Raw genomic sequence first — 25,899 nt, 5'->3', positions numbered from 1 at the left:
TTTGGAAAAAAGAGAAGGATTCGTATGAACAAGTGTTTGGTTAAGAAATGGTTCCAAATTGCAGAAGCCTTGATTGTCGGGGCGATGTTTTGGGCATGCTCTGATGATAAGGGCATGGCTGGCGGCACCACGGAAGATGCGGGAATCATCGCCGAGTTGAACGTGGCGGGTGTTGCCCAGAAAGGTCCGTTTGTCAAGGGCTCTGTCGTGAGTGTGCAAGGTATTAATTGCCGAACATTCGAGCCTACAGGCGAGTATTATGAAACCACTATCAAGAGTAACGGCGGTGACTATGAAGTCGATGACGTTAATTTGTCTTCGGTATGCGCCGTATTCGAGGTCTCTGGTTATTACTTGAGCGAAATTACAGGAGCGGTGTCTTCCGAAAAGTTAACACTCCGTGCGGTGACGAATCTCAAGAATCGAGATCGTGTGAATATCAACGTGCTCACTCATTTGGAATACGAACGCGTGATGTATTTGGTTACCGTGAACAAGATGTCTTTAGCTGACGCGAAAAAACAGGCTGAAAAAGAAATATTTGCTGTGTTCAATATCAAGGGTGATTTTGCCGAAGCCGAAGACTTGAACATCTTTGAAGCAGGTGATGGCAATGCGGCTTTGTTGGCTATAAGTGTGATGATGCAGGCGGAATTTGAAGACACGACTCTTGAAGAACATTTTGAAAGATTCAATGAATTTTTTGCAAAGAATGGCGTATGGTACGATTCCTATGCAAAACTTGAAATCGCGAAATGGGCTCAAGATGCCGCAGCCGATGGTAAACTTGATTCGATTCGAAAGAATATTGAAAGTTGGGGCTTTGCAAGTGAAATTCCTTCATTTGAAACATCCGTAAAGAACTTCGGTGAAACGGCACTTGTTGAGTATCCTTCAGTAAATTATAGTGGTTTCTATATTGACTGGAGTATTCCTAAGGAGGCGTACTTAAATCCTGAAATAAAGTATGACTCCATTGTGGATAGCCGTGACGGACAAGTTTACAAGACGGTGACGATTGGCACTCAGGTATGGATGGCTCAAAATCTGAATTATGCCGATAGCGTGAAAACTCCAAGTCTTTTGAAGCGTAGCTGGTGCTTTGCGTACAGATCTGAAAATTGCGATGTCGCGGGTCGTTTGTACACGTGGGCTGCTATTATTGATTCTGTGAAACTTGCAACAGATGTCGAGAAACCTCAGAAATGTGGCTTTGGTGAGCATTGCGTGTTTACGGAAAAGGTGCGGGGCATTTGTCCTGAAGGTTGGCATTTGCCGGATACGACCGAGTGGAAAACCCTGATTTCTTTTGCCGGTGGTGATGATATTGCCGGAGAAAGACTGGAATCGCATATTGGAATGTATGAAGATTCTGGTACTGATGATTTTGGCTTTTCAGCCTTCCCTGCTGGCGAAAAGTATCGAGATCGATTTTTCTTTGAAGATAGTCGAGATGTTCATTTTTGGACAGCTTCTGAAGAATCGAAAGATGATCGTTCTTCTTGTTCCGCAGATTTCTCTTATGCTTCTGTTTGGTTTTCCTGTGGCTTTAAGGACAATGGTCTTTCTGTCCGTTGCGTTAGGGATGAGCCTGCTGCGGTGTCGTTGTCGAGCTCTTCGAATAATGCTGTATTGAACAGCAGTAGCAGCGATGAAGCGTATGTGTCTCCACGTGACATTAATTGGAGCATTCCTAAAGAAGATCACTTGAATCCGAACATTAAATATGATTCTATTGTTGATAAACGAGACGGACAAGTTTACAAGACTGTCAAAATCGGCACTCAAATTTGGATGGCGCAGAACTTGAATTATGCTGATAGTGTAAATACCCCGAGCCTTTTGAAGAGAAACTGGTGCTACGGCGATAAACCTGAAAATTGTGAATTTGGTGGACGACTTTATACTTGGGCTGCTGCGGTTGATTCTATAAAGCTCGCAAACGATGCCGAAAATCCGCAATTCTGTGGATACCTAACGAATTGTAGTTTCCCCGCGAAGTATCAAGGCATTTGCCCTGAAGGTTGGCATTTGCCCGATACGACGGAATGGCGTACGTTGATTTTCCAAGTTTCGAATGATGCGAGTGTGGCTGGCTATAAGCTCGCTTCTCGTGTCGGCTGGTTTGAAGAAGCTAACGGCACCGATGATTATGGATTTTCAGCGTATCCTGTTGGGGATAAGTATCGTGATTATGATTTTTCAGAATTCGCTCCTGATAATCGGACTGCCTTTTTCTGGAGCATTACTGAGAATACGCGTGACAAACAGTTGGGTTATTCGTTCAGAATCTTTTATGGTGGTACCGGTTACACGGGCGACTTCAAGGATAGCGGGTTTTCAATCCGTTGCTTAAAGAATTAGTAAGTAGTGGTTGGTCAATGGTCATTAGATGGAAATGCGTATGAAATGGAATAAACTGCATAAATACGTCATGGCGGACTTGATCCGTCATCTGAATGCTTTTTTAGCGTTTTTCGTAGCGATTATGCTTTGTGCTTGTTCCGATGGCGATAAAACTGCTGGCGGCACTACGGAAGATGCGGGAATCATCGCCGATTTGAATGTGGCTGGCGTGGCGCAGAAGGGCCCGCTTGTCAAAGGTTCTGAGGTGACAGTGCGGGGAATCGACTGCAAAACGTTCAAGTCGACAGGCGAGCGCTTCGATGGTGTTGTCAATAGCGACAAGGGCGATTTTGAAGTCAAGAATATAAACTTGTCTTCGCCGTGCGCTGTTTTCGAAGTAGCTGGTTATTATCTCAACGAAGTTAGCGGACAAAAGTCCTCGGGATTTGTAAGGCTTACAGCGATTGCAAATCTCAAAGAGCGCAAAAACGTGAATGTCAATGTGCTTACAAGTTTGGAATACTCACGTGTTGCGCGTTTGGTCTTGGAACGGAAAATGTCTTTGGACGAAGCGAAGGCGCTAGCTGAAAAAGAAGTGTTTGCTTCGTTTGGAATCAAGGGCGATTTTGCAAAAGCCGAAGACTTAGATATTTTTGAAAAAGGCGAAGGTAATGCGGCTCTCTTGGCGGTGAGCGTTTTGATGGCGGCGAGTACGGACGAGGCAAAAGTTTATGAACACTTGCAACGATCCGCCGCAGCGATTGTGAATAACGGAACGCTTGATGATAGCGTAAAAACGCGAATGGCGAACTGGGCGTCGGTTGCTACTGCAAATGGAACGCTCGACTCTATTCGCAAGAACATCGAAAGCTGGGGCTATACCGCTGAAGTCCCGGCGTTCGAGGCGTATGTTTCCGATGTCATTCCCGACTCGGTCGAGAATCCCCGTTCATCGTCTAGCAGTGAAAAAAAATCCAGTAGTAGCGGCTTTGACTGGAGCCTTTCCAAAGAAGCTTATTTGAATCAAAGTGTAAAGTATGATTCTATTGTTGATGCTCGCGATGGAAATGTTTACAAAACTGTGAAAATTGGAAACCAGACATGGATGGCGGAGAATTTGAACTATGCGGATAGTACTCAAACGCCGAGTCTTTTGGGTAATAATTGGTGCTATGAAGATGATCCCCAAAAGTGTAAAGTTGTGGGGCGTTTGTATTCGTGGACTGCCGCGATTGATTCTGTAAAGCTTGCGTCGAACGATACTAAGGCTGACGCACCGCAAGAATGTGGCATGTTTAAGCAGTGTACGCTTCCTTATCAATTGCAGGGGATTTGTCCTGATGGGTATCATTTGCCGGATACAACGGAGTGGAGTATTTTGCTTGCTTCGATTGGTGAAAAAAATCATTATGGTGATTTGCTTAAATCGCAGATTGGATGGGATTATGGAGAGTATGCTGATGAATATGGCTTTTCTGTGATTTATGCTGGTGATAGATACAGAGATGGAACTTATTCTTATGGCAGAATGTCATCTGATTTTTGGACTGCTGAACAATATCAAGGGAATAATGGCGCCCTCGCTCATACGTATAATATGGTGGCTATTACAAGTTCGTTCAAGGATTGCGGTAAGTATGTCCGTTGCGTCAAAAATGAAATTGAACCTCAAACTCAATCTTCTTTGCCCGTTTGTAAGACTGCAACAGAAGATAATTGTGAATATGGTTCATTGACGGATGCTCGTGACGGACAAACTTATAGGATAGTGAAAATTGGAGATCAAACTTGGATGGCGGAAAATTTGAATTATGCGGATAGTACTCAAACGCCGAGCCTTTTGAATCGAAACTGGTGCTATGGTAATAATCCAATAAATTGCAAGACTTTTGGACGCCTTTACTCATGGACTGCTGCAATAGATTCTGTAAAACTTTCACAAGATCTAGATGATCCGCTTGATTGTGGATACGGGAAACGATGCTTCCTTTGGGGGCGTGTGCAAGGAATCTGTCCTGAAGGCTACCATTTACCCGATACGACCGAATGGAGCACCTTGGTGGCTGCGGTAGGTGGCTGGAATAATGCAGGTAAGGTCCTAAAGTCACAAGTTGGCTGGCCTTATTTTAAGGGCTCTGATGATTACGGTTTTTCGGCTCTTGCTGGAGGTATAAGAGATCATAATAAAGATTTTGAAGCTATTGATGGTAGCACTTATTTTTGGGCTTCTACTGAAAAAACATCGGAAAATACGGCTCAGGTTTATAGCATCCATATAGGAAATAATAGGATAAATTCATTTGTCGATGGTTATAAGGATAACGGATACTCCATCCGTTGTATTAAGGACTAAAGATGGATGAGGTATGATATGAAATTCAAAAATATTGCTCAAACTTTATTGATTTTGTTTGTAATTCCTGCGTTTGCCGCAAATGGTTCCATGAAGGGCGATGGCTCTGCTGAAAATCCTTTCCAGATTGAGGATTACGAAGACCTCAAGGCGATAGGTAAGGGCGATTATCTTTATTCGTCCAATTACATCTTGACGAAGGATATTGATGCTTCTGCTTCGAAGAATGGAAATTGCAGTGGCGATATTTGTCGAGGTTTTATACCTATCGGCAAAGTGAAGGATGTTGTGGATAGTACTATTTTCTATGGTACTATTGATGGGCAGGACCATTCAATTAACAACTTGTACATTAAGAGTGCAGATCATAGTTCTGTCGCATTCATTTGTTCTTTGTCGGGTTCCATTCGCAATCTGAAATTTGATTATTTGAGCGTGATTGCGAATAGTGCTTTTTATGTTGCTGGTGTTGTGGCAAATTCTTATGGAGGTGAAATCCATAATATCCATGTGTTTAATGGAAACGTTCAGGGGGTTGGAAATGTCGGGGGAATTGTAGGTTATATTGAAAGTGATATTTTGCCAACAGATATATCATGGGAAAAAATCCTCATAAAAAATGTGTCTTTTCACGGACGTGTAGAAGGTGCTAAAACGACTGGCGGCATTGCTGGTGAATCTTATTCTGTCTTTTATGACAGTGCGTATGTCGATGCGGACATTGTTGCAAAATCTCAGAAAGTGGGTGGCATAGTCGGTAAAAGCTATGATGATTTTATAATGAATAGTCATTCTGATGGGACGATTACACTGTCTTATGATGTTGCGAAAGAAGTGAATCAGGTGGGCGGAATTGCGGGTCTTTTAAGTTCTGGTGCTATTGTGTTGTGCTATTCAACAATGAATATTTTAGATGACTCAACAACAAAAGAAAATAAAAAGTCTAGTTATGAAATAGGAGGGCTTGTCGGATCTTCTAAATTCGGAAATGTGTATGGTTCTTATGCTACAGGAACTATTGAAGGAACGAGTGAGGTTGGCGGCCTTATTGGATATACCGATCTAGGTTATGTTGAAGTCTCTTATGCTATTGGTGAGGTGAAGGGAACAAAAAATGTTGGTGGTCTTGTTGGCCGAAATCATAGCGTTATTTATGCCTGCTATGCTGCTAATGCTGTCGAAGGCATTGAGAATATCGGAGGTGTTGCTGGATATAATGAAGACGTTGATTCTCTTTGGCTTGGACCCGGCCGTAATATACCGTCTTATTGGGATGTTGAAGTCTCTAAGGTTGATTCCAGTGCTTGGGGTGAGGGACTGACGACAAAAGAAATGAAAACATGGTCTTCTTTTGTAGGTTGGGATTCCGTTAGAGATGTTGTATTTGAACCTTGCGTAAATAAAAAATGCGAATGGCGTAATGTGCTTGTGCCAGAAGAAGACTGTATGTGCCAAACCGATAAGTTTATTAAAGTTTGGATGATTGATGAAGGCTTGTCCTATCCCTACATTAATAGGGATTTGAAACCTATATATTATGCCGAAATTAATGAAGAGTATACAACGAAAATAAAAAACAAGTTGAATACGAAATCGCATTCCTTTGGCGCAAAGTTCGATGGTGGGCTTGTTTCCCTCCGCTTTGAAATTCAAACTGCAAGTGCGGTAAAGTTCTCGCTCGTCGATATGCAGGGGCGTGTTGTGCGGGCGTTCGACCTTGGCCGTCGTGCTGCGGGTGGCTACTTCGAAACGCTCGATGCTGCGAAAATTGCTCGCGGGCGTTATGTCGGCGTGTTGCAGGTTGGCGGTAAGGTTGTCGAAAAAACAGTGCTAAATAAACATTAAAGGTTTTTATATTTTAAATAAGATAAAATGAGAAGGAATGGTGAAAATATGAGGTTGATTTTTGCAACTGCAGTAGCTTTATTTGCTGTTCAGGCATTTGCCGCGAACGGCATTATGAAAGGTGACGGCTCCACAGCAAAGCCGTTCCAAATTGAAGATTATGAAGATTTGAAATCTATTGGCAAGAACGCCTATCTTTATTCGTCAAATTACATCGTGACAAAAGATATTGATGCATCGGCATCGGAGCATGAATACTGTAACGGTCATGTGTGCAATAGTTTTATTGCCATTGGTCAAGTTCAAAACTCGACAGTTATTATCCCATTTTCCGGGAGCATCGACGGGCAGGATCACGTTATCAAGAATCTCCGTATATGGCTACCGTGCCTTCACTATGTAGGTTTTATTGCACAATTGGAAGGTTCTTTATCCAATCTAAAATTCGAACATTTGAGAGTGTATGGTGGATATGATACGGATTACGCTCCTCATTCGGATTATGTTGGCGGTGTTGTAGGCTTATCTAAGGGGCAAATTACAAATGTCCATGTGAAGGATGGCCATGTAGAAGGCTTGCGCTATGTCGGTGGTCTTGTTGGTCAATTGGAAACGAATAAATCATTTGTTAGCAACTCATCGTTTGAAGGGGTTGTTCAAGGTCGAAGAAATGTGGGTGGTTTAATCGGTACCCTTGAAGGTCATGTTCAAGAAAGTTTTGCCGATGTTGAAATATTTGTAGGGATTAATAATGAATCTAAGAATGTAGGTGGTCTTGTTGGTGAAAGTAATTCTCGTGTTTACCCGTCAATTACTAAAAGCTATGCTATGGGGATTATTGTTCCTGAGGTTGAAAAGGCTGCGTCGAACATTGGTGGCCTTGTCGGGTTGAATGAAGATGGCTTTGTTGAGCTGAGCTATGCCTCTGTTGATATCATGTCCTTTAATCAGGGATACTTTTCGGAATGTATTGGTGGGCTTGTTGGATTGAATAAGGCTAAAATATCCGAAGCTTACGCGACGGGAAATGTTACGGGGTATGAAACTGTTGGTGGCTTGGTCGGTAAAAATTCTCGCGGTGGACAAATTGAATATTCGTATGCTACGGGCTCTGTAAAGGTGTTGAGAAACAAGTATATGGAAATTGGTGGTTTTGCTGGCGGTAACTGGGGATCGATTTATGGGAGCTATTCTGTCGGGAAGATTGAATTGCCCGATGATAGGGATACTGCGTATTTGTATGTCAGCGGTTTTAGCGAGGGTGATTCTGTAAATAGTTGCTATTGGAATGTTGATTTGGCTGGAATTGATACGAGCAAGGTCGGTATTGGGCTTTCGGATTCTGCCATGAAGCATTTGTCCAGTTTTGTCGGCTGGGAAAACATGTCAAAATGCAATTTTAAAATAGAATACGAAGGAACTGTATTTGATATTTATGAAACGTGCGATTTCTATGAGCTTGGTACAAGAGATACTTTAGGCATTTGGAATATTGATGAAGGCGAGTCTTATCCTTATTTGGCGAACTTGGGTAAAAATGCAAAGGCTACCGCAAATATTATTGCTGTCGCTGTCCCCACAAAAGCGGCGAAATGGCAAGAGAAACCTATAGTTGCCGCTGAAAAAGATGTCGGTTACGAACTGTTTGGTAAGTGGCTGGAACTTGTTCGTTTGAACGAAGCGAAGGATTCCATTTATTACAGTTATAGAATCGGTTACGCCAATGAGTCCGATACAGTTTGGGGAACGATCAGTTATATGGCGGTGCCGAACCATATTGAAATTGCAACTTTTGATGATCTTAAAAAAATAGGCAATTTCATGAGTCATCCGTTGTTTGCAAATTATGAACTTGTCGAAGATATCGATGCTTCTTCCTCAAACTTTACCCCTATAGGAGAAGAACGTAAACCGTTTACGGGAACCTTTGAAGGGAATAATCATGTTATTGAAGGTTTGACTGTCGATACGCAAAACCAATTTTATGCAGGGCTTTTCGGATTTGCAAGTCAATCATCAATAAAAAATCTTGTCTTCAAAAATTCAAAAGTTAGTGGTGGGGAATATGCAGGTGTACTTGGCGGTCAAATAGAGAAATCTTTTATAAGTAATGTTGTTTCGTATGATGGCAATGTTAAAGGGGATGATCAGGTGGGTGGTCTTATTGGTGCCGCATATAAAGACAGCATTCTCAAGGTGGGTAGCACGGGCTCTGTCAAGGGGGCGAGGAATGTTGGAGGCCTTATCGGCTGTTTTGCCTCTTATCTTAAAGATGGGTATGCTGTGAGTGTAGTCAAAGGCCATGAAGATGTTGGTGGCGCTATCGGTGGAGCTAATGCTAGATTGCTGATAGGTGATACTGTGTACAACGTTTATTCCGCAAGTATCTTAAAAGGTCCTAAAGACAATCTAAATGGAGTTATAGGGGATCATATCAACAATCACGATGGCATATTTGAAAATCTGTATTATGATGGCGGCCTGACGCAGATAGTTCATGCCTATAATTGGAATGTGACTGAAGGAACTGTGCTTTCAAGTGAGCAGATGTTGCATCAGGCCTCGTTCGAGAATTTTGATTTTAATGGCGTATGGACAATTCAGGAAGGCAAGTCGTATCCTTATTTCAAGGGGACGGATGCGGTGCTTCCCGGAAAGTTTGTTGATGATGGTTCTGTAAATGTCTTGCTTGGTGAAGGTACAGAAGAAAGTCCGTATCTTATTTCTCGTTACAATGACCTCAAGTATATTGGCAAGTATGAGTACAAAACAGACCTTTATTACAAACTTACAGATAATATTTATGTATGGGAAAATGAGAGAGAAGACTGCAACAGTGATGGAACGGAATGCAAGGGCTTTGAACCGATTCCTGAATTTAGTGGTGTCTTTATAGGCGATAATAAAATGATTACAGGCTTATATATCAATCGTCCAGATGAAGATTCTGTGGGCCTTTTCCGTTCGCTTTCGCCGACGGCCAAGGTAACGGGCTTGATGTTGGATTCTTTGGTTATCAAGGGCAAAAACTATGCGGGCGGTTTGGCTGGCGTTGACAAGGGAGCCTCGATTGAACGTGTGTGGATTTTTAATTCTACGATTCAAGGAAATAGTTATGTTGGGATGCTTTTTGGTTCCAAAAAGGGTGGCTCCGCAAGTCTAGTTATTGCGGATGGAAATGCTATAGGCGAAAAATATGTAGGGGCAGTTGCTGGAGAATCTCAAAAAGCTTCATATATGAATGATATTGCTATGGCAACGGTGACAGGCGAATCTTATGTTGGAGGTTTTTCTGGAATAGATTCTGCATCTACATATAAAAACCTTTATGCTATTAGTCATGTACAGGGGAATTCTAAAACGGGAAATCTAGTTGGTTCTAGTTCGGGCTCCACTTTTACTTCTGTTTATTACGATAAGGAAGTTTGGCAGTATAATCAAAGTTCTGTTGGTAAAGCTTTGACTACCGCAGAAATGCTGGATGTTTCCTCGTATAAGGACTGGGATTTTGAAAATGTATGGACAAAAAAAGATGCAGATTATTATCCACGACTTATTTGGGCTGGTACAGATGTCCGTCCTGTACGAGATGGTGAGCGTGAATTAAAATATGAAATGAAAGGCTCTGGTACAGAAAAGGATCCATTCCTTGTTAAAACATACGATGATTTAAAGGTTATTGGTTATGGAAAATATAAAATGTCTGCAATCTATAGCCTTGCAAATGACATTGATGCGTCTGCATCGCTAAATGAAGAGTATTATATACATTATGCAGATGGGTCTTCTCGGTGCTCTGTGTGGCATGGATTTGCGACTATTGGTGTTTATCGAGATAATTGTTATAAGCTGTTTGGAGCTTTGTACGATCGTGATGGGGAATCGACTTTTACGGGCGTGTTCCATGGAAATGGCTATTCGATAAAGAATTTGCATATGGGTAATGTGGGACTGTTCAGAACGATTGGCGAAGAAGCGAAAGTTGACAGCTTGAGCATTGTGCTTACGGACAGTTCTCGCGTATCTGGGATACTTGCTCAAAAAAATTATGGCCTTGTTAATGCGGTCCATGTAAAAGGCCCTATAGAAAGAGCGGGTCTTGTTTTCGAGAATAATGGAACTATCGTGAACAGTTCGACTACTGTTGCTAAAGGTTCCATAAGTGGTGCAGCCCTTGTTTACAAAAATAACGGCGTTATAGAAAACTGCCATACTACGGGAGCCTTTATTTTCCATGGAGGGAGAAGAAGCGGCTTAGTGGATACCAACAAGGGGACTATTATAAAATCGTTCGCTATGATTGATTCAACAGAAGCTTTGGTTTACGAAAACTATGGGACTATTGATAGAGCTTATATCATTGGACATGAAAACGATGTTTTTGTCAATCAAAACAATAAATCCATTGAAAATTGCTATGCTATAGGGGTGCAATATTTTGTTTATACCAATAGACCTGAAAATGAGAAGGATGGTATCAAGAATAGCTTTATTGCTAGCAACTCCTGTCAATTTAATTATCACGCCCTGAATGATTCAAAAACGTTTGAAAACGTATTTTTCGAAACATCTTCAAAATTTTGTTATATCGAAGATGAAAAATATTATGGCCAAGCTCTTGATTCTATCGGAATAAGAACGAAAAATAATTTTACTGGGTTTGACTTTGAATCAATTTGGGATATTAAGGAAGGAATTACTTATCCGATGTTGCGCGGTTTGCCAAACGTGTTTTATGCAGGTAAAGTTGACTTGAAGTACGATGCAGATAAGTTTAAGGTTAGTGCGGTTCGTGCTGATTTGCAGAAAAATGCGATTGTCTTCGATCCATCTTATACTTTGGTTGTCAAGTTCGACTCAACGAGCGAAAAACGCCTTGATTCGCTGGAAAAGGCAGGGGCTGTCGCTTCAGGGAACTTCAATATTGATTATCGCGTGGGGATTGTATTTGCGGGCGATACTCTTTGGAGTGATGCTGCGCAGACAAAGCTTACTTTGAATGGCTCCGTAAAATTGATTGCACAGAAATCTCGCGGTCGTTTTAATGTTGCTTTCAATGGAAATCTTGTGTCGCTTCGCTACGAATTGCCGAAATCGGGTAATGTAAAGTTCTCGCTCGTCGATATGCAGGGACGTGTTGTGCGGGCGTTCGACCTTGGCCGTCGTGCTGCGGGTGGCTACTTCGAAACGCTCGATGCTGCGGAAATTGCTCGCGGGCGTTACATCGGATTTTTGCAGGTTGGCGGCAAGGCTGTCGAAAAAACTGTGCTGCTCAAATGATGATAGCAGAATAGATTTTAAAAGTTTTATTTGATTGACGATATCATAGGCCCGCACTTGGTTGCGGGTCTTTTTTTGTGTCCCAGGGACACATCTTGTGTTCTAGAATTTTGTGAAATTAGTTTAAAAATGGCTAAAAACGTAAAAATTATGCTGAAAACGGCAATTTTTGTATTCTAATAATATTGAAAAGCTATATTTGTAATCATGAAGGCGATTGTTGAATATACAGATTATCGCAAGTTCATTCAGGATTACTATGATGAACGCAAACGCGAATCCGCTTTTACTTGGCGTGAGTTTGCTCAGAATGCCGGTTTTGCATCGGCAATTTTTCTGAAGTATGTTGCTGAAGGAAAAAAGAATCTGAGCATCAGTGCCGCAAGTTCAGTTGCGAACGCCATGGGACTTGCCGGATTTGAAAAGACATATTTTGTTTTGATGGTAACGTACGCCCATGCCAAAGGGGACGAGGCGAAAATGGTAGCGTTCGAAAAACGCTGTGCGTTGGCGAGGGCTCATAAGGTTCGTGTGCTCGGTGGCGAAGAATTTGACTACTACAAGTCCTGGAAAAATCCGTTGCTCCGTGAACTCGCTCCGCATATGCCTGGTGCAAGACCTGCCGAAATGGCGCGTGCGTGCAAGCCGAAAATTTCTACAGCGGAAGCCGTTGAGACGCTTGATTTTTTGGAAGATGCGAACCTCCTGAAAAAAGACCGTAATGGAAATTATGTGCAGACGGATAAGTCCATATCGATGGGCTCCGTGGATGCGGTGCCGATTGCTGCAAAAGATTTGCAGCGCCAAATGGGCGAGCTTGCCGTGAAGGCATTGGACTTGCCGCTTGCGGAACGCTCTATGTCGGGAGTTGTAGTTGGACTGACGCAAGATTCTTACGAACGAATCAAGAAGGAACTTTTGGAATTTCGCCGCCGCATTATTGCGATTGCTACGGAAAGTAACGAAACGCAGCGTGTGTACCGTTTGAACTTGCAACTGTTTCCGATAAGCGAAAATCTGGAAGTTGCAAACAAGACTTTAAAAAATAAGGAAGAGGGAAATGAAAAGAAAAGAGCCTAGAATGTTTAGGGATGTTTTTACTTTCGCGTTGGTGTTTGCCATTGTGTCGATGTTTTCGGCATGCTCCGATGACAAAGTCGCGGGCGGTTCTTCGGATGATGCAGGCATCATTGCTGACCTGAATGTGGCTGGCGTGGCGCAGAAGGGTCCGTTTGCTAAGGGTTCTGAAGTGACGGTACGGGGAATTGACTGCAAGACGATGGAATTCACGGATGAAATTTTTGAGGGTTCTGTCAAAAACAATATGGGTGAATTTGTTGTTAATAATGTGAACTTGTCGACGACTTGTGCTGTTGTTGAAGTCACTGGTGAATACCGTAGTGAAATGACAGGGAAGAAGGTCTCGGATAAATTGACGCTCCGTGCGTTGACGAATCTCAAGGACCGTACGTATGTGAATGTCAACTTGCTTACGAACCTGGAATACGAGCGCGTGATGTACTATGTCGCAGAAAAGGGCGAGGCTTTCGACAAGGCGAAGGAATTGGCTGAAAACGATGTACTTGCTGCGTTTGGCATGGCGGGCGAATCGACGGAGTTTGAAAGCTTGGATATTTTTGGAACAAGCGATGCAGATGCGACGCTCCTTGCTATAAGTGTGTTGATGCAAGGCGATGTCGATGTGAAAACGCTTGCGGAACGTCTGGATAAGTTCAGCGATTCCTTTGCTAAAAGTGGCGAGTGGGACGACTCCGATACGAAAACAGCGATTGCCGACTGGATTGCAGATGCTGTGGCGACGGATGTGATGGATTCAATTCGCAAGAATATGGAAAATTGGGGATTCGCAAACGAAATTCCCGATTTTGAAAAGGTCGTAGAAAAGTTTGTGGGCGATTCGTCAACTAATGACTCGAATGTAATGACGGATGCCCGCGACGGTCAGACATACAAGACGGTCAAGATCGGTAATCAGGTGTGGATGGCGGAAAACCTGAACTTTGAAACAGACTCTAGTTACTGCTATAATGATTCCGCTGAATATTGTACAAAGTACGGTCGCCTTTACTCATGGGCTGCTGCGAATAAAGCATGCCCTGAAGGCTGGCACTTGCCGACAATAGATGAATTTGAAACATTGTTCACTACGGTCGGCGGACAATCTACAGCGGGCAAGAAACTCAAGTCAGCCAGCGGCTGGATAAAAGACGGCAACGGCACGGATGATTACTCGTTTACTGCGTTGCCTGCTGGTGGCAGGAGTACCAATGAAAGTTTCTATGGTGGTGATGGTGGTGCGTATTTCTGGAGTTCTACAGAGTACGGAAAAAATCGCTCGTACTACATATTCTTGAAATACCAAAACGACGAAGCGGATGAAGTTGACTACTACAGGGATGATGGAATGTCCGTCCGCTGCGTGAAGGGCTATGTTGTGACGAAGGAATGGAGCTGGGATGTGCCTTTGGCTGCTCGCTTTAATCCGAATATCAAGTACGATTCAATGGTGGATCCGCGCGACAAGCGTGTGTACAGAGTGGTAAAAATCGAAGTGAAGGAAAGGGATTATTCGAAGGTCTGGATGGCAGAGAATTTGAACTATGATGATAGCGTCAAGACTCCGAGCTTGAAGGGTAAAAGCTGGTGCTATCGCGACAGTGCAAAATATTGTGAGGTGAGCGGCCGCTATTACACTTGGGCGGCGGCGATTGACTCGGTTGCGCTTGCCTCTGATACGGTTGCTCCTTTAGATTGCGGATATGGCAAAACGTGCGAAATTGGCGAACAACGCATACAGGGAATTTGTCCCGACGGTTGGCACTTGCCGAACCGTGATGAATGGGGCTGGTTGAGCGTTTACTTAGGGAATGCGGGCGTGTCCGGTGATAGCCTCAAGGCGCTGACCGGTTGGGATTATGCCGGGACGGAAAATAATAACGGCGTGGATGCCTATGGGTTTACGGCACTCCCGACTGGAAGAAGAGTCTCTGATACTAGCTGGAGTAATATTGGTTCTGATGTTTATTATTGGAGTTCCCAAGAATATAGTGCGAATGAAGCGCAATATTCGAACATGAATAACATCTACACCAAATTCTATCTGTATCAAGGCGCAAAATATTATGGACAGAGTGTTCGTTGCGTAAAAGACTAGCGAAGCAAATGTAGCGCTCTTTAAAATAGCTTGAATAAGTTTTGAAATTAATATGGCGAATGGCGGATTTGTCATTCGCTAAGGGGAACATTTTTCAAAAAAAGGAGAAATCTATGAAATGGAATAAATTACTGACAGTTGTCTCGTGTACGTCGTTGTTTTGGGCGTGCGCTGAACTTGAAATTGAGGGGGTGACGGGTGCAGACGATGTTTCGTCCAGCTCGGAAATAGAATCTAGCAGCTCCATGAAATCGGAATTTAGCTTGTCTAAATCGAGCAGCAGCAAGAAGGATTCCGGCAAGGAAGTCGGAATGTCGAGTAGTAGTGTGAAGTCCACATCGTCTTCGTCTGCTTTGCGTGATGATGCAAAGTCGTCTAGTTCGGCTATCCCTAAAGAATGGAGCTGGGACGTGCCGCAGTCCGCTCGCTTGAATCCCGAAATCAAGTATGACACGATGATTGACCCGCGTGATAATCACGTGTATAAAATCGTGAAGATTGCACCTGAAGGCAAAAACTATTCTCAAGTCTGGATGGCAGAAAATCTCAACTATGCCGATAGTGTCAAGACGCCAAGCTTGAAGGGCAGCAACTGGTGCTACAACGATGATGAAAAAAACTGCAAGGTGGGTGGCCGTTATTACACCTGGGCAGCTGCAATTGACTCAGTTGCTTTGGCAAATGATCCGAAGGAACCGTTAAATTGCGGTTATGGCAGGATATGTGCACTTAATCATGGTATCCAGGGAATTTGTCCGGATGGCTGGCATTTGCCGACAATCGATGAATGGGGCAAGTTGAGCGTGGCGTTAGGAAATGCTGGTGTAGCTGGCGATTCTCTCAAGGCTTTGACCGGGTGGAACTACGCCGGAACGGCTGACAACAACGGTACGGATAAATATGGCTTTACGGCGCTCCCGACTGGAAGAAGGATTTCTGCTACTCGTTGGGAAAAGGTGGGCTCGGATGTTTATTACTGGAGTTCCACCGAACAGAGTGCCGATTATGCCCGATATTCGAATATAAACAACATTTACACCAAATTTTATATATACCAGAATTACAAGTATTATGGACAAAGTGTCCGTTGCGTGAAGGGCGAACCTGTTGCGGCGTCGTCCAGTAGCTCTGCGAAGTCCAGCAGTAGCTCTGCAAAATCGAGTAGCAGTTCCGCGAAGTCCAGCAGCAGTTCTGCCGTTTCAAGCAGCAGTGAAGCCAAATCTAGCAGTAGCTTGATTGCTTCGAAAAATTGGGACTGGGATATCCCCAAGGAAGATTACTTTAATCCAAATATTAAATACGACACGATGATTGACCCGCGCGATAAACAGGTGTATAGAATCGTGAAAATTGCGCCTGAGGGAAAGGACTATTCTCAAGTGTGGATGGCCGAAAATTTGAACTATGCCGATACTGCCCAGATGCCAATCTTGAAGAAACAAAGTTGGTGCTACCATGATGATGAAAAGTATTGCAAGGTTTCGGGGCGCTATTACACATGGATGGCTGCAATCGATTCAGCGGCACTTGCTGCGGATACGGCTAATCCGTTGGTGTGTGGCTATGGCAAAGAGTGCGGGCTGGCACGCAGTGTGCAGGGAATTTGCCCGGATGGTTGGCACTTGCCGACGCGACATGAATTGGGAAAATTGATTGTCGCCTTGGGCAATAGCGAAATTGCAGGCCGGAATCTCAAATCGTTGAGTGGATGGGGCCCTTCTGCGGAAGGTCGCGGCATTGATGCTTATGGGTTTACGGCGCTACCGGTCGGCAGAAGACTTGAATCAGGATCATATCAAAAGGTCTCCACTGATAATTACTTCTGGAGCACCAGCGAATATACGGAATATGAAGCCGAATACATGAATATGAACAACATCTATACCAAGGCGTACATGTATCGCGGTAGCAAGTATAACGGTCAAAATGTCCGTTGCGTGAAAAACTAGATCTCGAACTTTGCACCTCAAAAGACTAAGGCCCCGTAATTGTGTTGCGGGCCTTTTTCTTCGGTACTGTAAAAAACAAAAAAATCCCGCGAATAATCGCGGGACTTTTGCGGGTGGATGACCGGACTCGAACCGGCAACATCCAGAATCACAATCTGGGACTCTAACCAATTGAGCTACATCCACCATGTAGCGAGACCAAATATAAAAAAGCCATCCCAAATTTCAAGGGATGGCAGCAACTTTTTTCTAAAAAATTTGTTTTTAGTGCGTAGCGACTACTTTTTCTGCATAATTCTGAGGAAGTTGGCACGCTTAAAGTCGTTCCTGTGTTCCATGCAGAAGCGCGGGTACACGTACTGCTTCGGGAAAATGCGGATCGTGAAGGTCTTGTCACAGCCATCGAGGCAGCACTTGAATTCGAGGTCCATGGCTTCCGTGTAGTTGTGACGGAAGATGATGTTCTTGGATTCGATGTTCTCGATGTCTTTCTTTTGCTTTTGGCGCTGCTTGATGTCGCGGTGCAGTTCGCAATACTTCGCAATCGGGTGACCCCAGAATTCGCGGCCGCAACCGGGTTCCTGGCAGACTTTGAGCTTGATGCGTTTCTTCTTTTTGTACTTAGGTAATTGCATAGTGACCTCAATTGGCCGTAAAGATAATAAAAAACGGGGGTTTTGTAAAAAAGTTGAATTTTATGAAGGCTGTTTTAGGCCAAATCCATGAAAAAAACGTGTTATATAAGTAGGAATCTTAAAAAAGGAATGTTTATGAAACGTTTGTGGATTTTTGTGGTGGCGTTGTCGGCGATTATTGGCGGCTGCATGTACGTGAGCGAAACGGCAGCGGAGGAGGCGCCGATGCGTCTTACGGCGATTGATGTGGGGCAGGGGCTTGCCGTGCTTTTGGAGTGGAACGGGCGGTATGCAATGTACGATTTCGGGCCAGATTCGGTCGGTGTGGTGGATTCGCTTGTGGCGCGCGGGGTAGATACGCTGGATTGGGTGGTGCTGAGCCATTTCCATCGGGACCATATTGGCGGGTTTATGGAACTCCCCGGACGGGGCGTTTTTGTGCGGCGGCTTTATGTGGGGCCGGATACTGCTTGCAGTTTCTTTTGCGATAGCGTGTTGCGGGTAGCGAGAACGCTTGGGACGTTTGTGGATACGCTATTGCGAGGCGAGAGCGTTAGTTTTGGGGAGGGGGTTAACGGCATGACTGCTGGCGGGGATGTTGTTGCAGGGGCGGGATGCGCGCTTGATGAATGCCCGCGGTTTGATGTGCTATGGCCAACGCGATACACGCGAGTTGGCGAGAATCGGGCGAGCGTGGTGTTTCTTGGACGATTGGGCGTTGGCAAGTTGCTGTTGACGGGCGACTTGGATTCGGTGGGGGAACGGCTACTACTTGAGATGAACCCGACGCTCTCGGCGGAACTTTTGCAGGTGGGGCATCATGGATCGGCGGGGAGCAACACGCTAAAATTTTTATCGCAAGTGTCTCCGAAGTACGCTTTTGTAAGCGTTGGAGCGGGGAACCGCTATGGGCACCCGGCACCATCTGTTGTTCGTAAATTGAACGTTGTGCTAGAAGACTCGACGAAACTTTACCGCACGGATTTGCATGGCTCCATTAGCTTTGAAATCTACCCTAGCATGGGCGTGGTTGTACCGGCTTCGCCGTAGTTGGCAGAACTTAGATATTTTCTCTAAGTTCTAAGCTCTAAGTTCTAAGTTCTTTTTTATATTGTCCATCGCATTTTGGGTATTCGCGAGGTTTTCGAGGGTCATGGTTCACGAAATTCACATCCCGGTCATGGGGATTTGCTATACGGCAGATACGCCGATTCGCGTGGCGCATTTGGGCATTACCTCCGTGATTTCGCTTGTGGACGATGGACTTCTCGAAGAATACCGCATGGCTTATGCAGAACGCCTGGGCCTTGACTTGGGCTCTCCGCAGACGACTCGCATTGGGCGCATTCGTTCGTATTTGGATTTTGTGGCGGACGAAGTGGACCGCAAGTTTACGAGACTTTGTGCGGAACGTTTTGATGGCGGTAGCGACAAGGACCTTTATTTTTTGATGTTGCCGTTAGATTCAAGGCTCCGCGTAGAGTATGACGGCATTTTTGCAAAGACGGGACTTGCTCGGATTGCGGCTGAGGCGGCGCTTACCGAAAAAATGGAACCAGGCGAAATCCAGGCAAACATCATGGTGAGCCTCAATCACGATGAAGCGGCGTTTGATGCTGTGCGCGGCTTTGCTGCTTCGAAGGTCAAGGGATCGCTTGTGTTGAGTGCGGGCGTGAACTTGGCGGTGTTCGAAGAAATCGCTAAGTATAAGGATTTTTATAGAACTCGTGATAAAGCGCCAACGAAGAAGATTATTCTGAAAGTTTCGGATTACCGCTCGGCGCTTGTGCAAGGGCGCTATTTGGCGAAGAAGGGTTTAGAAGTTTACGAATACCGCATTGAATCGGGCGTGAACTGCGGTGGCCATGCGTTCTTTGAATCGAAAAAGTTGCTGCTTGATGTTGTTCGAGAATTTGTTGAAAAGCGCAAGGAACTTTTCGAAACAACGCGTGCTATGATTGCGAAGTTTGCGCAGTCTGCTGAAAATGTGATTTTTTCTGCGGGTGGAACTGCCGCGCAGTTTGTTAATTCGAATGCGCCGGTTCAGGGAATTGTTCCGCCGACGGCGCCTGCGCGGATTACCGCGCAGGGTGGGCTTTGCACCCCCGAGGATATCGAGAAAATCATGTCGCTTGGGATTGATGGCGTGGGCGTTGGAACTCCGTTCTTGCTCGTGCCCCAAGCGACAAGCATGGACAAAGCCACCCGCCGCATGCTTGCGGCTGCGACGCCGGAAGACGTTTATATCAGTCATGCGTCTCCGCTTGGGATTCCGTTTGTGAATTTGCGAACGTCTACTGCGGCAGAACTTTGCCGTAAAAAGGTCGAAGAATTTTTTGCGCCTGAAAATGAAAAGTCTGGATTGCCGGAATTGAAACCGGGATTCCCGTGCCGTCAGCATTACCTTTGCCAAAAAATTTCAGGTTTTGATCACCCCGTGTGTCGGGCTTCCCGCGAGTACGTGATGCAGCGCTTAGCCGAAATCGATACTTTGGAAAAAGATGAACTTCGCGCAATTTGCCATTCTGGAGAGGCGGCAGACCTCGATAAACGTTACAATTGCTGTTATCCTCCGAAGGAGGATCCATACAGTTCTTATTGCACTAATATTACGCCTGTTGGCAATCAAATGAGCTGTCATTCTGGAGGGAGCGTAGCGACCGACGGAATCCATACAATTCATGAGAGGTACAATGCGCTCCGTCGCGAAACTTTAGAACGCGAGTGCATTTGCCGATTCCTCGGGAATGCGGGTCGCGAAGAAATCCGAGAGAAAAATCCCTCGCTCCATTACCAGCCGGAATTCGTTGCCGTTGCTCGTGGCTCGCAGCCCGCTCGCACTCTCGAACCGGTCACAATTTGCCCAAATCCTGACATTGGCTATTTTAACCGCGAATACACGTTATTTGAAATGATGCGCCACCTCTACGGTACCGGCCCCTGCCTTACGCCTAAAGACAAGCCTAGCGCTTTCGAAATTGAAAAGACAATCCTTGCAGGCATTAATTAGAATCTTAAAGTCGCATTTAAGCCAATGCTGGAACTTTCTAAATTTGTAACAGGAGTAATTACAACTTGTATAGAGTGTTGCCTTTGCTTGTATTGCTCTAATGCTTCTTGAAGTTCGTCTCGTTTGTCGGCGTTTCTTTTGTGAACTTTATATTTTTTGTAATTATATATAAGAATGGGTGCTCCTATAAGAAGAGCTGGAGATGCACAAATGAGAATTGCAATGACTCCTATAACTCCTGCTAAGGCGTTGCCCGATGATATCAAGGCTAATCCGCCAATGACAATTACGGATCCTGCGATAGTAAAAGGAAGTCCAATAATCATGCCAACAATATTTTGAGCGTATGAAGCGTCTTCACTATATTCTCTAATTAAATATTCATAAACGGCGATACTATCAATCTCTGTTTTGGAATTGTTTTGGCTTAGTTCTGTCTCCGATTTAAGAGGATCAGGCTCGCTTTCTGTAGCAAATGTATTGCAAAATAACGAACCGATGAGTAATAGCATGATAATGATGTTTTTATAGCAATTCATTTTATTACTCCTCCTTCTTAATTTGAAAGTTTATTAGAATCTTAGAGTCGCATTGAATCCTGCACTAGATTTCATAAAATTCACGGTTGGGGTGAACTTTATTTGTACGGAACTTTTTTGAGGCTTGTAGCGCTCTGGAGAATACACAAAATCTTCGTTCATTAGAGGATGGTTTGGTGTAATAGAGTTCTTGCCAATGTTGTATATTAGTATGGGAACTCCAATAAGTAAAAAGAGTAGACTAGCTCCTCCGAGCACAGGAACGGTTAAGTCTCCCACTAATGAGCAACTATTGTTGTTTAAACAGTCTTTTAAGGAGGTGTTTTCTTCTTTTTCCGGAGTATAAACTGCGGCCGAGATGAAAAAAACAACACCTAAGCCAGTAAGGACACTTCCTATGACTATGCCGGTTTTACTTGATGAAGAAGATTCGTTGTAGTTGGTATCAAGAACTACTTCGTCCGGATACAGTTCCGCATGACTGTAACAAAAAAGCGCCCCTATTAATAAAAAGGCGAAAATGGTATTTTTGCAAAATATCATAATGATGCTCCCCTTTCTTGTTAAAAATATGTAATGTCAGAAATAGTAGATCTATTTTTGAGAAAAACGATGCTACAGAAAAGAATATGCCTTTTTGATGAAATGGACTATTATCGGATTTATAAGGATGGAATGAACTGCGCAAATTGTTTTTGAGGCTTGCTTTTTTCGAGGGTTATTTTTTGTTCATCCTGTTTTTGGTCTTGTTGTGCTTGGCTGTATTTATATCCATTGTATATCAAAATAGGTAACCCGATGAGTGTGCAAATGACTCCCATGACAGTCAGCGCGCCTGCTTCTACAGCGTTTCCCATGGCATCCCCAATGCTTTCTGCAGATTTCTTGTTCGATTTGTCTTTGGCTTCGGTAGGGCTTGCTGTTGCCGACATGAGGCACATAATCCCGAAAACGGTGAGTTCGCTTCCAAGAACAATTCCCTTTTCTTCAGGCTGGGCTGTTGTTTTATTGGCGACGGAATTTTTATAAAAATCAATGTTGTCGAGCTTTGATTCGACTTTAGAGGAAACTTGATGATTTTGTGCGGCGTTGGCACTGCAAAGAAGTGAACTTGTTAGTAAGAATATAAAAATGATATTCTTCAAAAAATTCATTGGGTTACCTCTATTCTATGGGTAACCTGAAATATATATGTTGAATTGCAATTTAATAAAACACCCGTGATTCGAGTCACGGGTGGCTTTTCTTAACTTTTTCTGTTATTTGCCCTTTTTGATGCGTTTATGGGGTTTTCGCTATACTTTCGAATATTCTATTCTGTATCAACTTCGATAGGAACGAATGCGTTTTTGCTGTTGAAGTTTTCCGGTAAATCCCAATCATCGTCCTTAGGCATGGCGGCCTGCGGTTTGGGCGGCTGGATTTCCTTGACTGCTGGCGTTGCCGTTTGTGGCGCTTGTGTTGCGGCCGGCTTCGGTTGCGGGGTTTGCGTTTCTGCAGGAACGTTCTTCGCTGCTTCTGCGGCTTTCTTCAAGGAATCTGCCTTCATGACTTCTGAAACTGGCCTTGCATCTGCCGGAATGGCTTGCTGAGACGTTGTGGTTCCTTGTGCAGAAACGGCTGCGGAATCAGGCGTTGTTCCGTGCGGTGCATTTTCTGCCGGAACAGTTTCTGTTTGCGGCATCGGCAAGCTTACGACAATTCCAGATTTTGCAATTGTCTCTGCGGCGATTTTCTGCACTTGCGGTGGCGTGAATCCTGGTACATCAATCCATGGGAGCGGGCGGCCCTTTTCGCCATTCACGAGCGCTTCACCGGTCATCGGATCTACGGTCAATTCTCCGCGTTCGTTTGTTAGCATTAGCGGAACTTCGCCTGTGGCAAGCATCGAAATGTCGAGGAAGTCAATCTTTTTCGGGAGCCCGATAATGTCCATTTCTTCTTTTGCAAATGTAGCCCATTGCGGGAGACCGCCCGAAGCGCCTGCAATACGTGTGCGTCCTGATTTCAAAGGTTTGTTGTCGTCAAAGCCCACATAGCTTCCGATGGCGATAACGCTATCCAATGCAATGCCGTTCTTTTCCTTGACGTATGTCGGGAGTGCACCCAAAAACGCCACGTTCCTGTAATCGTTTGTCGTACCCGTCTTGCCCATCACTGGGAAGCGGAGCTTGGCGGCGCCTTCGGGATTCTTGATGCTGAGTGCTTTGAGCTGGCTGTGCGCTGTACCGTTTGTAAATACGGAGCGGAGCATTACGCCCACCTGAGTCGTTACAGTGTCGTCAAGCACTTTTCTGGATTCCATTTTATTTCTAAAGATAACGCGCCCATCGCGGTTGCGGATTTCTTTGATAAAGCACGGTTCTGTCCAATCGGCGTCCTTGCACTTGAAAATTTTTCCCGTGAGGATGGTTTGGTAGGCGGTACTGATTTCGGCAAGTGTAATGTCGTTCACGCCAAGCGGCATGCTGAACACTTTCTGCAATTTCTGACGGATACCGATTTCGTTTGCAAAACGTGCGTAGTCGGCCATCGAGAGTGCGCGGCGGTAATCCGGCCAATAGCGTAGGTGCGCCATATCGTAGTAATCGGCATCGCTATCGACGGGTTCGATCATGGCGTTCAAGCGCTTAAAGTCAGCGAGAGTGAAGTTGTCTATAAGCTGTACGGAATCGAGCGGCTGCAAGTTTGCGGATTCATCCGGGTCGAGCTCCTGAATTTCACGAGCGCGCCAAATTTCGGAATAACGTTTGAAGTTGTGGTTGACGTACTTTGTAACCTTCGGGTCTCTCTTTGCTTGTTTTAGCCCGATATCGTTGAACATGCCGTAGCGCAAATTCTGCACGGCGCGAGCTTGCAAAATCTTGCCGTCGTTCATATAACGTTCTACAAGTGCATCGCGTGCCTTCGTAAATTCGATTTCGCGCTTGACTTCTTCCTTCATCATGAGTCCCGATTTATCGCGCAGACGTTCGACGAATCGGATGCGTTCTTCACCCGGTTCACGTGCAAAACCGTTTTGGCGTGCGACATCTTCAAATTCCTTGTCCGAGAGTTTGTCTAAAAGATGTTCTAAAAGCCAAATACTTGCAATGTTTTCGGAGCGCGTGGCGGCCCAGGCGATGCTTACGACATCACCCTTGTTCTTGTGGTCCGGGCGCGGGAAGTAGAACTGGTTGCCGTATTGGAAAACGTTGAATTCGTTTTCGAGATTGTCGAGGTAGTTCCAGTGGTACTTGAGTGCAAGTGCGTAAAGAATGGGCTTCCAGCTAGAACCGAGCTGGCGGAGTGCCTTGAAGCTACGGTCGAATCCGGTGTTGTGGAATCCGCCTTGGCTGGCGAGCACCTTGCCGTTTTGGATAGCGACTAGAGCGCCTTGCAGTACCGGTTCCGTTTCAATTTTGCACGGGGCGTAACCGTCGATTGGAGTTTCGTCGATAATGCTCACGAGGAGAATGGCGCCCGGCTTGAGCTGGGTGGCGAGAATCTTGTTCACGTCGCCGCCGGCGAGTTTTGCAAAATCGTTGACCGCTTGCTCTGTGACAATGCCTTTGAGCTGCCCGAAGTTGAGCTTGAGCGATTGGAGCCTGCCCGTGGAGTCGTAGAAAACACTATCCACGGCGCCGTAGAGGTAATCGCCTTTGCGGGCGTTGCGGGCGCGGTTTGCGAATTGCGCCTTCGGGAGTACAAAACCGCCCAGTTGCAATTGCAGGTTGCTGATGTTTGTCTGTAAAGCGCGTTTTGCCGCGTCCTGCGATTTGGCGTTCAAAGTTGTTGTGATTTCGAGCTGGGCCTTGCGCCAGTCTTCGATGCCTTCTTCCTTGAATAAATCGTGGAAAAAGTCGCTGTCCAGGCGTTCTTCCAAGCGTTCGAGCGTCGTGCTCATTGTAAAGCGGAAATTGCCGTGGTTAAATTCCAACGGTTTTGTGAGCGCCGAGTCCATTTCGGCTTGCTCGATGTAGCCTTCTTCGACCATGCGTCCGAGCACATACTTGAGTCGCGTTTCTCCGCGTTCGATTGCTTTTTGCTTGCGTTCTTCGGTGCGCTGGATGAACGGATCGTAGTTGAACGGTCCCTTGACGGAGCCTGCAATGAATGCGCATTCGGCAAGCGTCAAATCCTTGAGTTCCTTGTTAAAGAAGTATTGCGCGGCGATGGCAACGCCCTTGCCCGTGCCCGAAACGTGGAACTGGTTCAGATAAAATTCCAGGATGTCTTCCTTGGAAAAATGCTTTTCCATGCGGAGCGCGTTCAAAAATTCCTTGAGCTTTTCCTTGATGCTGCGTTCTTCGCGACCGAAAATGTTCTTGACCGCCTGTTGCGTGAGCGAGGAGCCGCCTTGGACGAATCTCCTGGCCTTGATGTTGTTGACCATGGCGCGCATAAAACCCTTGAGGTCGTAGCCATTGTGACTCCAGTAACGGGAATCTTCGGCGGCGATAAGGGCGTTGATGAGGTTTACCGGGATATCACCATAGGGAACGTACACGCGGTGGTTGGCGTCGAAGAAGGCTCCCAGCAGATTTTCGCCGTCTTCATAGAAAACGCGCGTTTCGCCAGAGAGTACCTGCAAAATGGTGGAACGGTTGAAAAGATTGTCCGGATCGCGTTCGGGGAGAATCTTGAACACGACTATATAAAAGGGAATGTAGCAAATAAGGGCTACGAGAAAGAAAGCGACTGTAATTTTAACGAACTTATTCATGCTCTGCGTAACTTGTTGACTGATAACGGTTTACAAAATATAAAAGTTTTGGGGCTGCGTCC

14 protein-coding genes and 1 tRNA gene are annotated in these 25,899 nt (G+C 45.1%); 9 read left to right on the top strand and 6 right to left on the bottom strand.

What is annotated here, in order from left to right:
• Positions 1-24 precede the first annotated feature (24 nt).
• From HUF13_RS10995 to HUF13_RS10960, 7 genes are all read left to right on the top strand, one after another.
• Entirely contained in the window at positions 25-2,364 is a 2,340-nt protein-coding gene (locus HUF13_RS10995; RefSeq protein ID WP_304039097.1) for a fibrobacter succinogenes major paralogous domain-containing protein, read from the top strand.
• A 40-nt stretch (positions 2,365-2,404) separates the two neighbouring features.
• The gene (locus tag HUF13_RS10985; protein ID WP_173475175.1) at positions 2,405-4,699 is read left to right on the top strand and encodes a fibrobacter succinogenes major paralogous domain-containing protein; all 2,295 of its coding nucleotides are present in this window, start codon (positions 2,405-2,407) and stop codon (positions 4,697-4,699) included.
• Positions 4,700-4,717: 18 nt separating this feature from the next.
• Positions 4,718-6,544 (top strand): hypothetical protein, encoded by a 1,827-nt coding sequence (locus HUF13_RS10980; RefSeq protein WP_173475174.1) that lies wholly within the window; start codon positions 4,718-4,720, stop codon positions 6,542-6,544.
• Positions 6,545-6,592: 48 nt separating this feature from the next.
• On the top strand, positions 6,593-11,824 hold the full coding sequence (locus HUF13_RS10975; RefSeq protein WP_173475173.1) for a GLUG motif-containing protein: 5,232 nt from the start codon (positions 6,593-6,595) through the stop codon (positions 11,822-11,824).
• A 207-nt stretch (positions 11,825-12,031) separates the two neighbouring features.
• Positions 12,032-12,904 carry a TIGR02147 family protein gene (locus HUF13_RS10970; RefSeq protein ID WP_173475172.1) on the top strand — a complete coding sequence of 291 codons (873 nt, stop codon included), beginning with the start codon at positions 12,032-12,034 and terminating at the stop codon, positions 12,902-12,904.
• Position 12,905: 1 nt separating this feature from the next.
• A complete protein-coding gene (locus tag HUF13_RS10965; protein WP_173475171.1) occupies positions 12,906-14,999 on the top strand; it encodes a fibrobacter succinogenes major paralogous domain-containing protein in 2,094 nt (697 codons plus the stop codon).
• Between the two features lie 113 nt (positions 15,000-15,112).
• Positions 15,113-16,948, top strand: a complete 1,836-nt coding sequence (locus HUF13_RS10960; protein ID WP_304039096.1) for a fibrobacter succinogenes major paralogous domain-containing protein — start codon at positions 15,113-15,115, stop codon at positions 16,946-16,948.
• 112 nt (positions 16,949-17,060) lie between these two features.
• On the opposite strand, the gene HUF13_RS10955 is transcribed toward HUF13_RS10960, so the two are convergent.
• A tRNA-His gene (locus HUF13_RS10955) sits at positions 17,061-17,134 on the bottom strand.
• Between the two features lie 92 nt (positions 17,135-17,226).
• On the bottom strand, positions 17,227-17,583 hold the full coding sequence (locus HUF13_RS10950) for a hypothetical protein (RefSeq protein WP_173469737.1): 357 nt from the start codon (positions 17,581-17,583) through the stop codon (positions 17,227-17,229).
• Between the two features lie 135 nt (positions 17,584-17,718).
• Between HUF13_RS10950 and HUF13_RS10945 the strand changes: the two genes are divergently transcribed.
• Both HUF13_RS10945 and HUF13_RS10940 read left to right on the top strand, forming a co-directional pair.
• Entirely contained in the window at positions 17,719-18,633 is a 915-nt protein-coding gene (locus HUF13_RS10945; RefSeq protein WP_173475169.1) for a ComEC/Rec2 family competence protein, read from the top strand.
• A 103-nt stretch (positions 18,634-18,736) separates the two neighbouring features.
• On the top strand, positions 18,737-20,593 hold the full coding sequence (locus tag HUF13_RS10940) for a hypothetical protein (RefSeq protein WP_173475168.1): 1,857 nt from the start codon (positions 18,737-18,739) through the stop codon (positions 20,591-20,593).
• Here the strand turns inward: HUF13_RS10940 and HUF13_RS10935 are convergent.
• The 4 genes from HUF13_RS10935 to HUF13_RS10920 form a co-directional block, all read right to left on the bottom strand.
• Entirely contained in the window at positions 20,590-21,132 is a 543-nt protein-coding gene (locus tag HUF13_RS10935; RefSeq protein WP_173475167.1) for a hypothetical protein, read from the bottom strand. The two genes, HUF13_RS10940 and HUF13_RS10935, sit on opposite strands and share 4 nt — an antisense overlap.
• 33 nt (positions 21,133-21,165) lie before the next feature.
• Positions 21,166-21,675: a hypothetical protein gene (locus HUF13_RS10930; RefSeq protein WP_173475166.1), complete on the bottom strand. Its 510-nt coding sequence runs from the start codon at positions 21,673-21,675 to the stop codon at positions 21,166-21,168.
• A gap of 119 nt (positions 21,676-21,794) precedes the next feature.
• Complete coding sequence (locus HUF13_RS10925; protein ID WP_173475165.1) at positions 21,795-22,286, bottom strand: hypothetical protein; 492 nt, start codon at positions 22,284-22,286, stop codon at positions 21,795-21,797.
• Between the two features lie 158 nt (positions 22,287-22,444).
• Positions 22,445-25,837 (bottom strand): transglycosylase domain-containing protein, encoded by a 3,393-nt coding sequence (locus HUF13_RS10920; RefSeq protein WP_173475164.1) that lies wholly within the window; start codon positions 25,835-25,837, stop codon positions 22,445-22,447.
• Positions 25,838-25,899: the final 62 nt, after the last annotated feature.

This window comes from Fibrobacter succinogenes (assembly GCF_902779965.1).
In the GTDB taxonomy this organism is placed as follows: domain Bacteria; phylum Fibrobacterota; class Fibrobacteria; order Fibrobacterales; family Fibrobacteraceae; genus Fibrobacter; species Fibrobacter succinogenes_F.
Note: the sequence above shows the minus strand (reverse complement) of the source record. Positions and strands in the feature narration are given on the sequence as shown.

Bases quoted from the DNA above. Each gene is read 5' to 3' on its own strand.
- HUF13_RS10995 (WP_304039097.1), top strand. From the start codon at position 25: ATGAACAAGTGTTTGGTTAAGAAATGGTTCCAAATTGCAGAAGCCTTG.
- HUF13_RS10985 (WP_173475175.1), top strand. From the start codon at position 2,405: ATGAAATGGAATAAACTGCATAAATACGTCATGGCGGACTTGATCCGT.
- HUF13_RS10980 (WP_173475174.1), top strand. From the start codon at position 4,718: ATGAAATTCAAAAATATTGCTCAAACTTTATTGATTTTGTTTGTAATT.
- HUF13_RS10975 (WP_173475173.1), top strand. From the start codon at position 6,593: ATGAGGTTGATTTTTGCAACTGCAGTAGCTTTATTTGCTGTTCAGGCA.
- HUF13_RS10970 (WP_173475172.1), top strand. From the start codon at position 12,032: ATGAAGGCGATTGTTGAATATACAGATTATCGCAAGTTCATTCAGGAT.
- HUF13_RS10965 (WP_173475171.1), top strand. From the start codon at position 12,906: ATGTTTAGGGATGTTTTTACTTTCGCGTTGGTGTTTGCCATTGTGTCG.
- HUF13_RS10960 (WP_304039096.1), top strand. From the start codon at position 15,113: ATGAAATGGAATAAATTACTGACAGTTGTCTCGTGTACGTCGTTGTTT.
- HUF13_RS10950 (WP_173469737.1), bottom strand. From the start codon at position 17,583: ATGCAATTACCTAAGTACAAAAAGAAGAAACGCATCAAGCTCAAAGTC.
- HUF13_RS10945 (WP_173475169.1), top strand. From the start codon at position 17,719: ATGAAACGTTTGTGGATTTTTGTGGTGGCGTTGTCGGCGATTATTGGC.
- HUF13_RS10940 (WP_173475168.1), top strand. From the start codon at position 18,737: ATGGTTCACGAAATTCACATCCCGGTCATGGGGATTTGCTATACGGCA.
- HUF13_RS10935 (WP_173475167.1), bottom strand. From the start codon at position 21,132: ATGAATTGCTATAAAAACATCATTATCATGCTATTACTCATCGGTTCG.
- HUF13_RS10930 (WP_173475166.1), bottom strand. From the start codon at position 21,675: ATGATATTTTGCAAAAATACCATTTTCGCCTTTTTATTAATAGGGGCG.
- HUF13_RS10925 (WP_173475165.1), bottom strand. From the start codon at position 22,286: ATGAATTTTTTGAAGAATATCATTTTTATATTCTTACTAACAAGTTCA.
- HUF13_RS10920 (WP_173475164.1), bottom strand. From the start codon at position 25,837: ATGAATAAGTTCGTTAAAATTACAGTCGCTTTCTTTCTCGTAGCCCTT.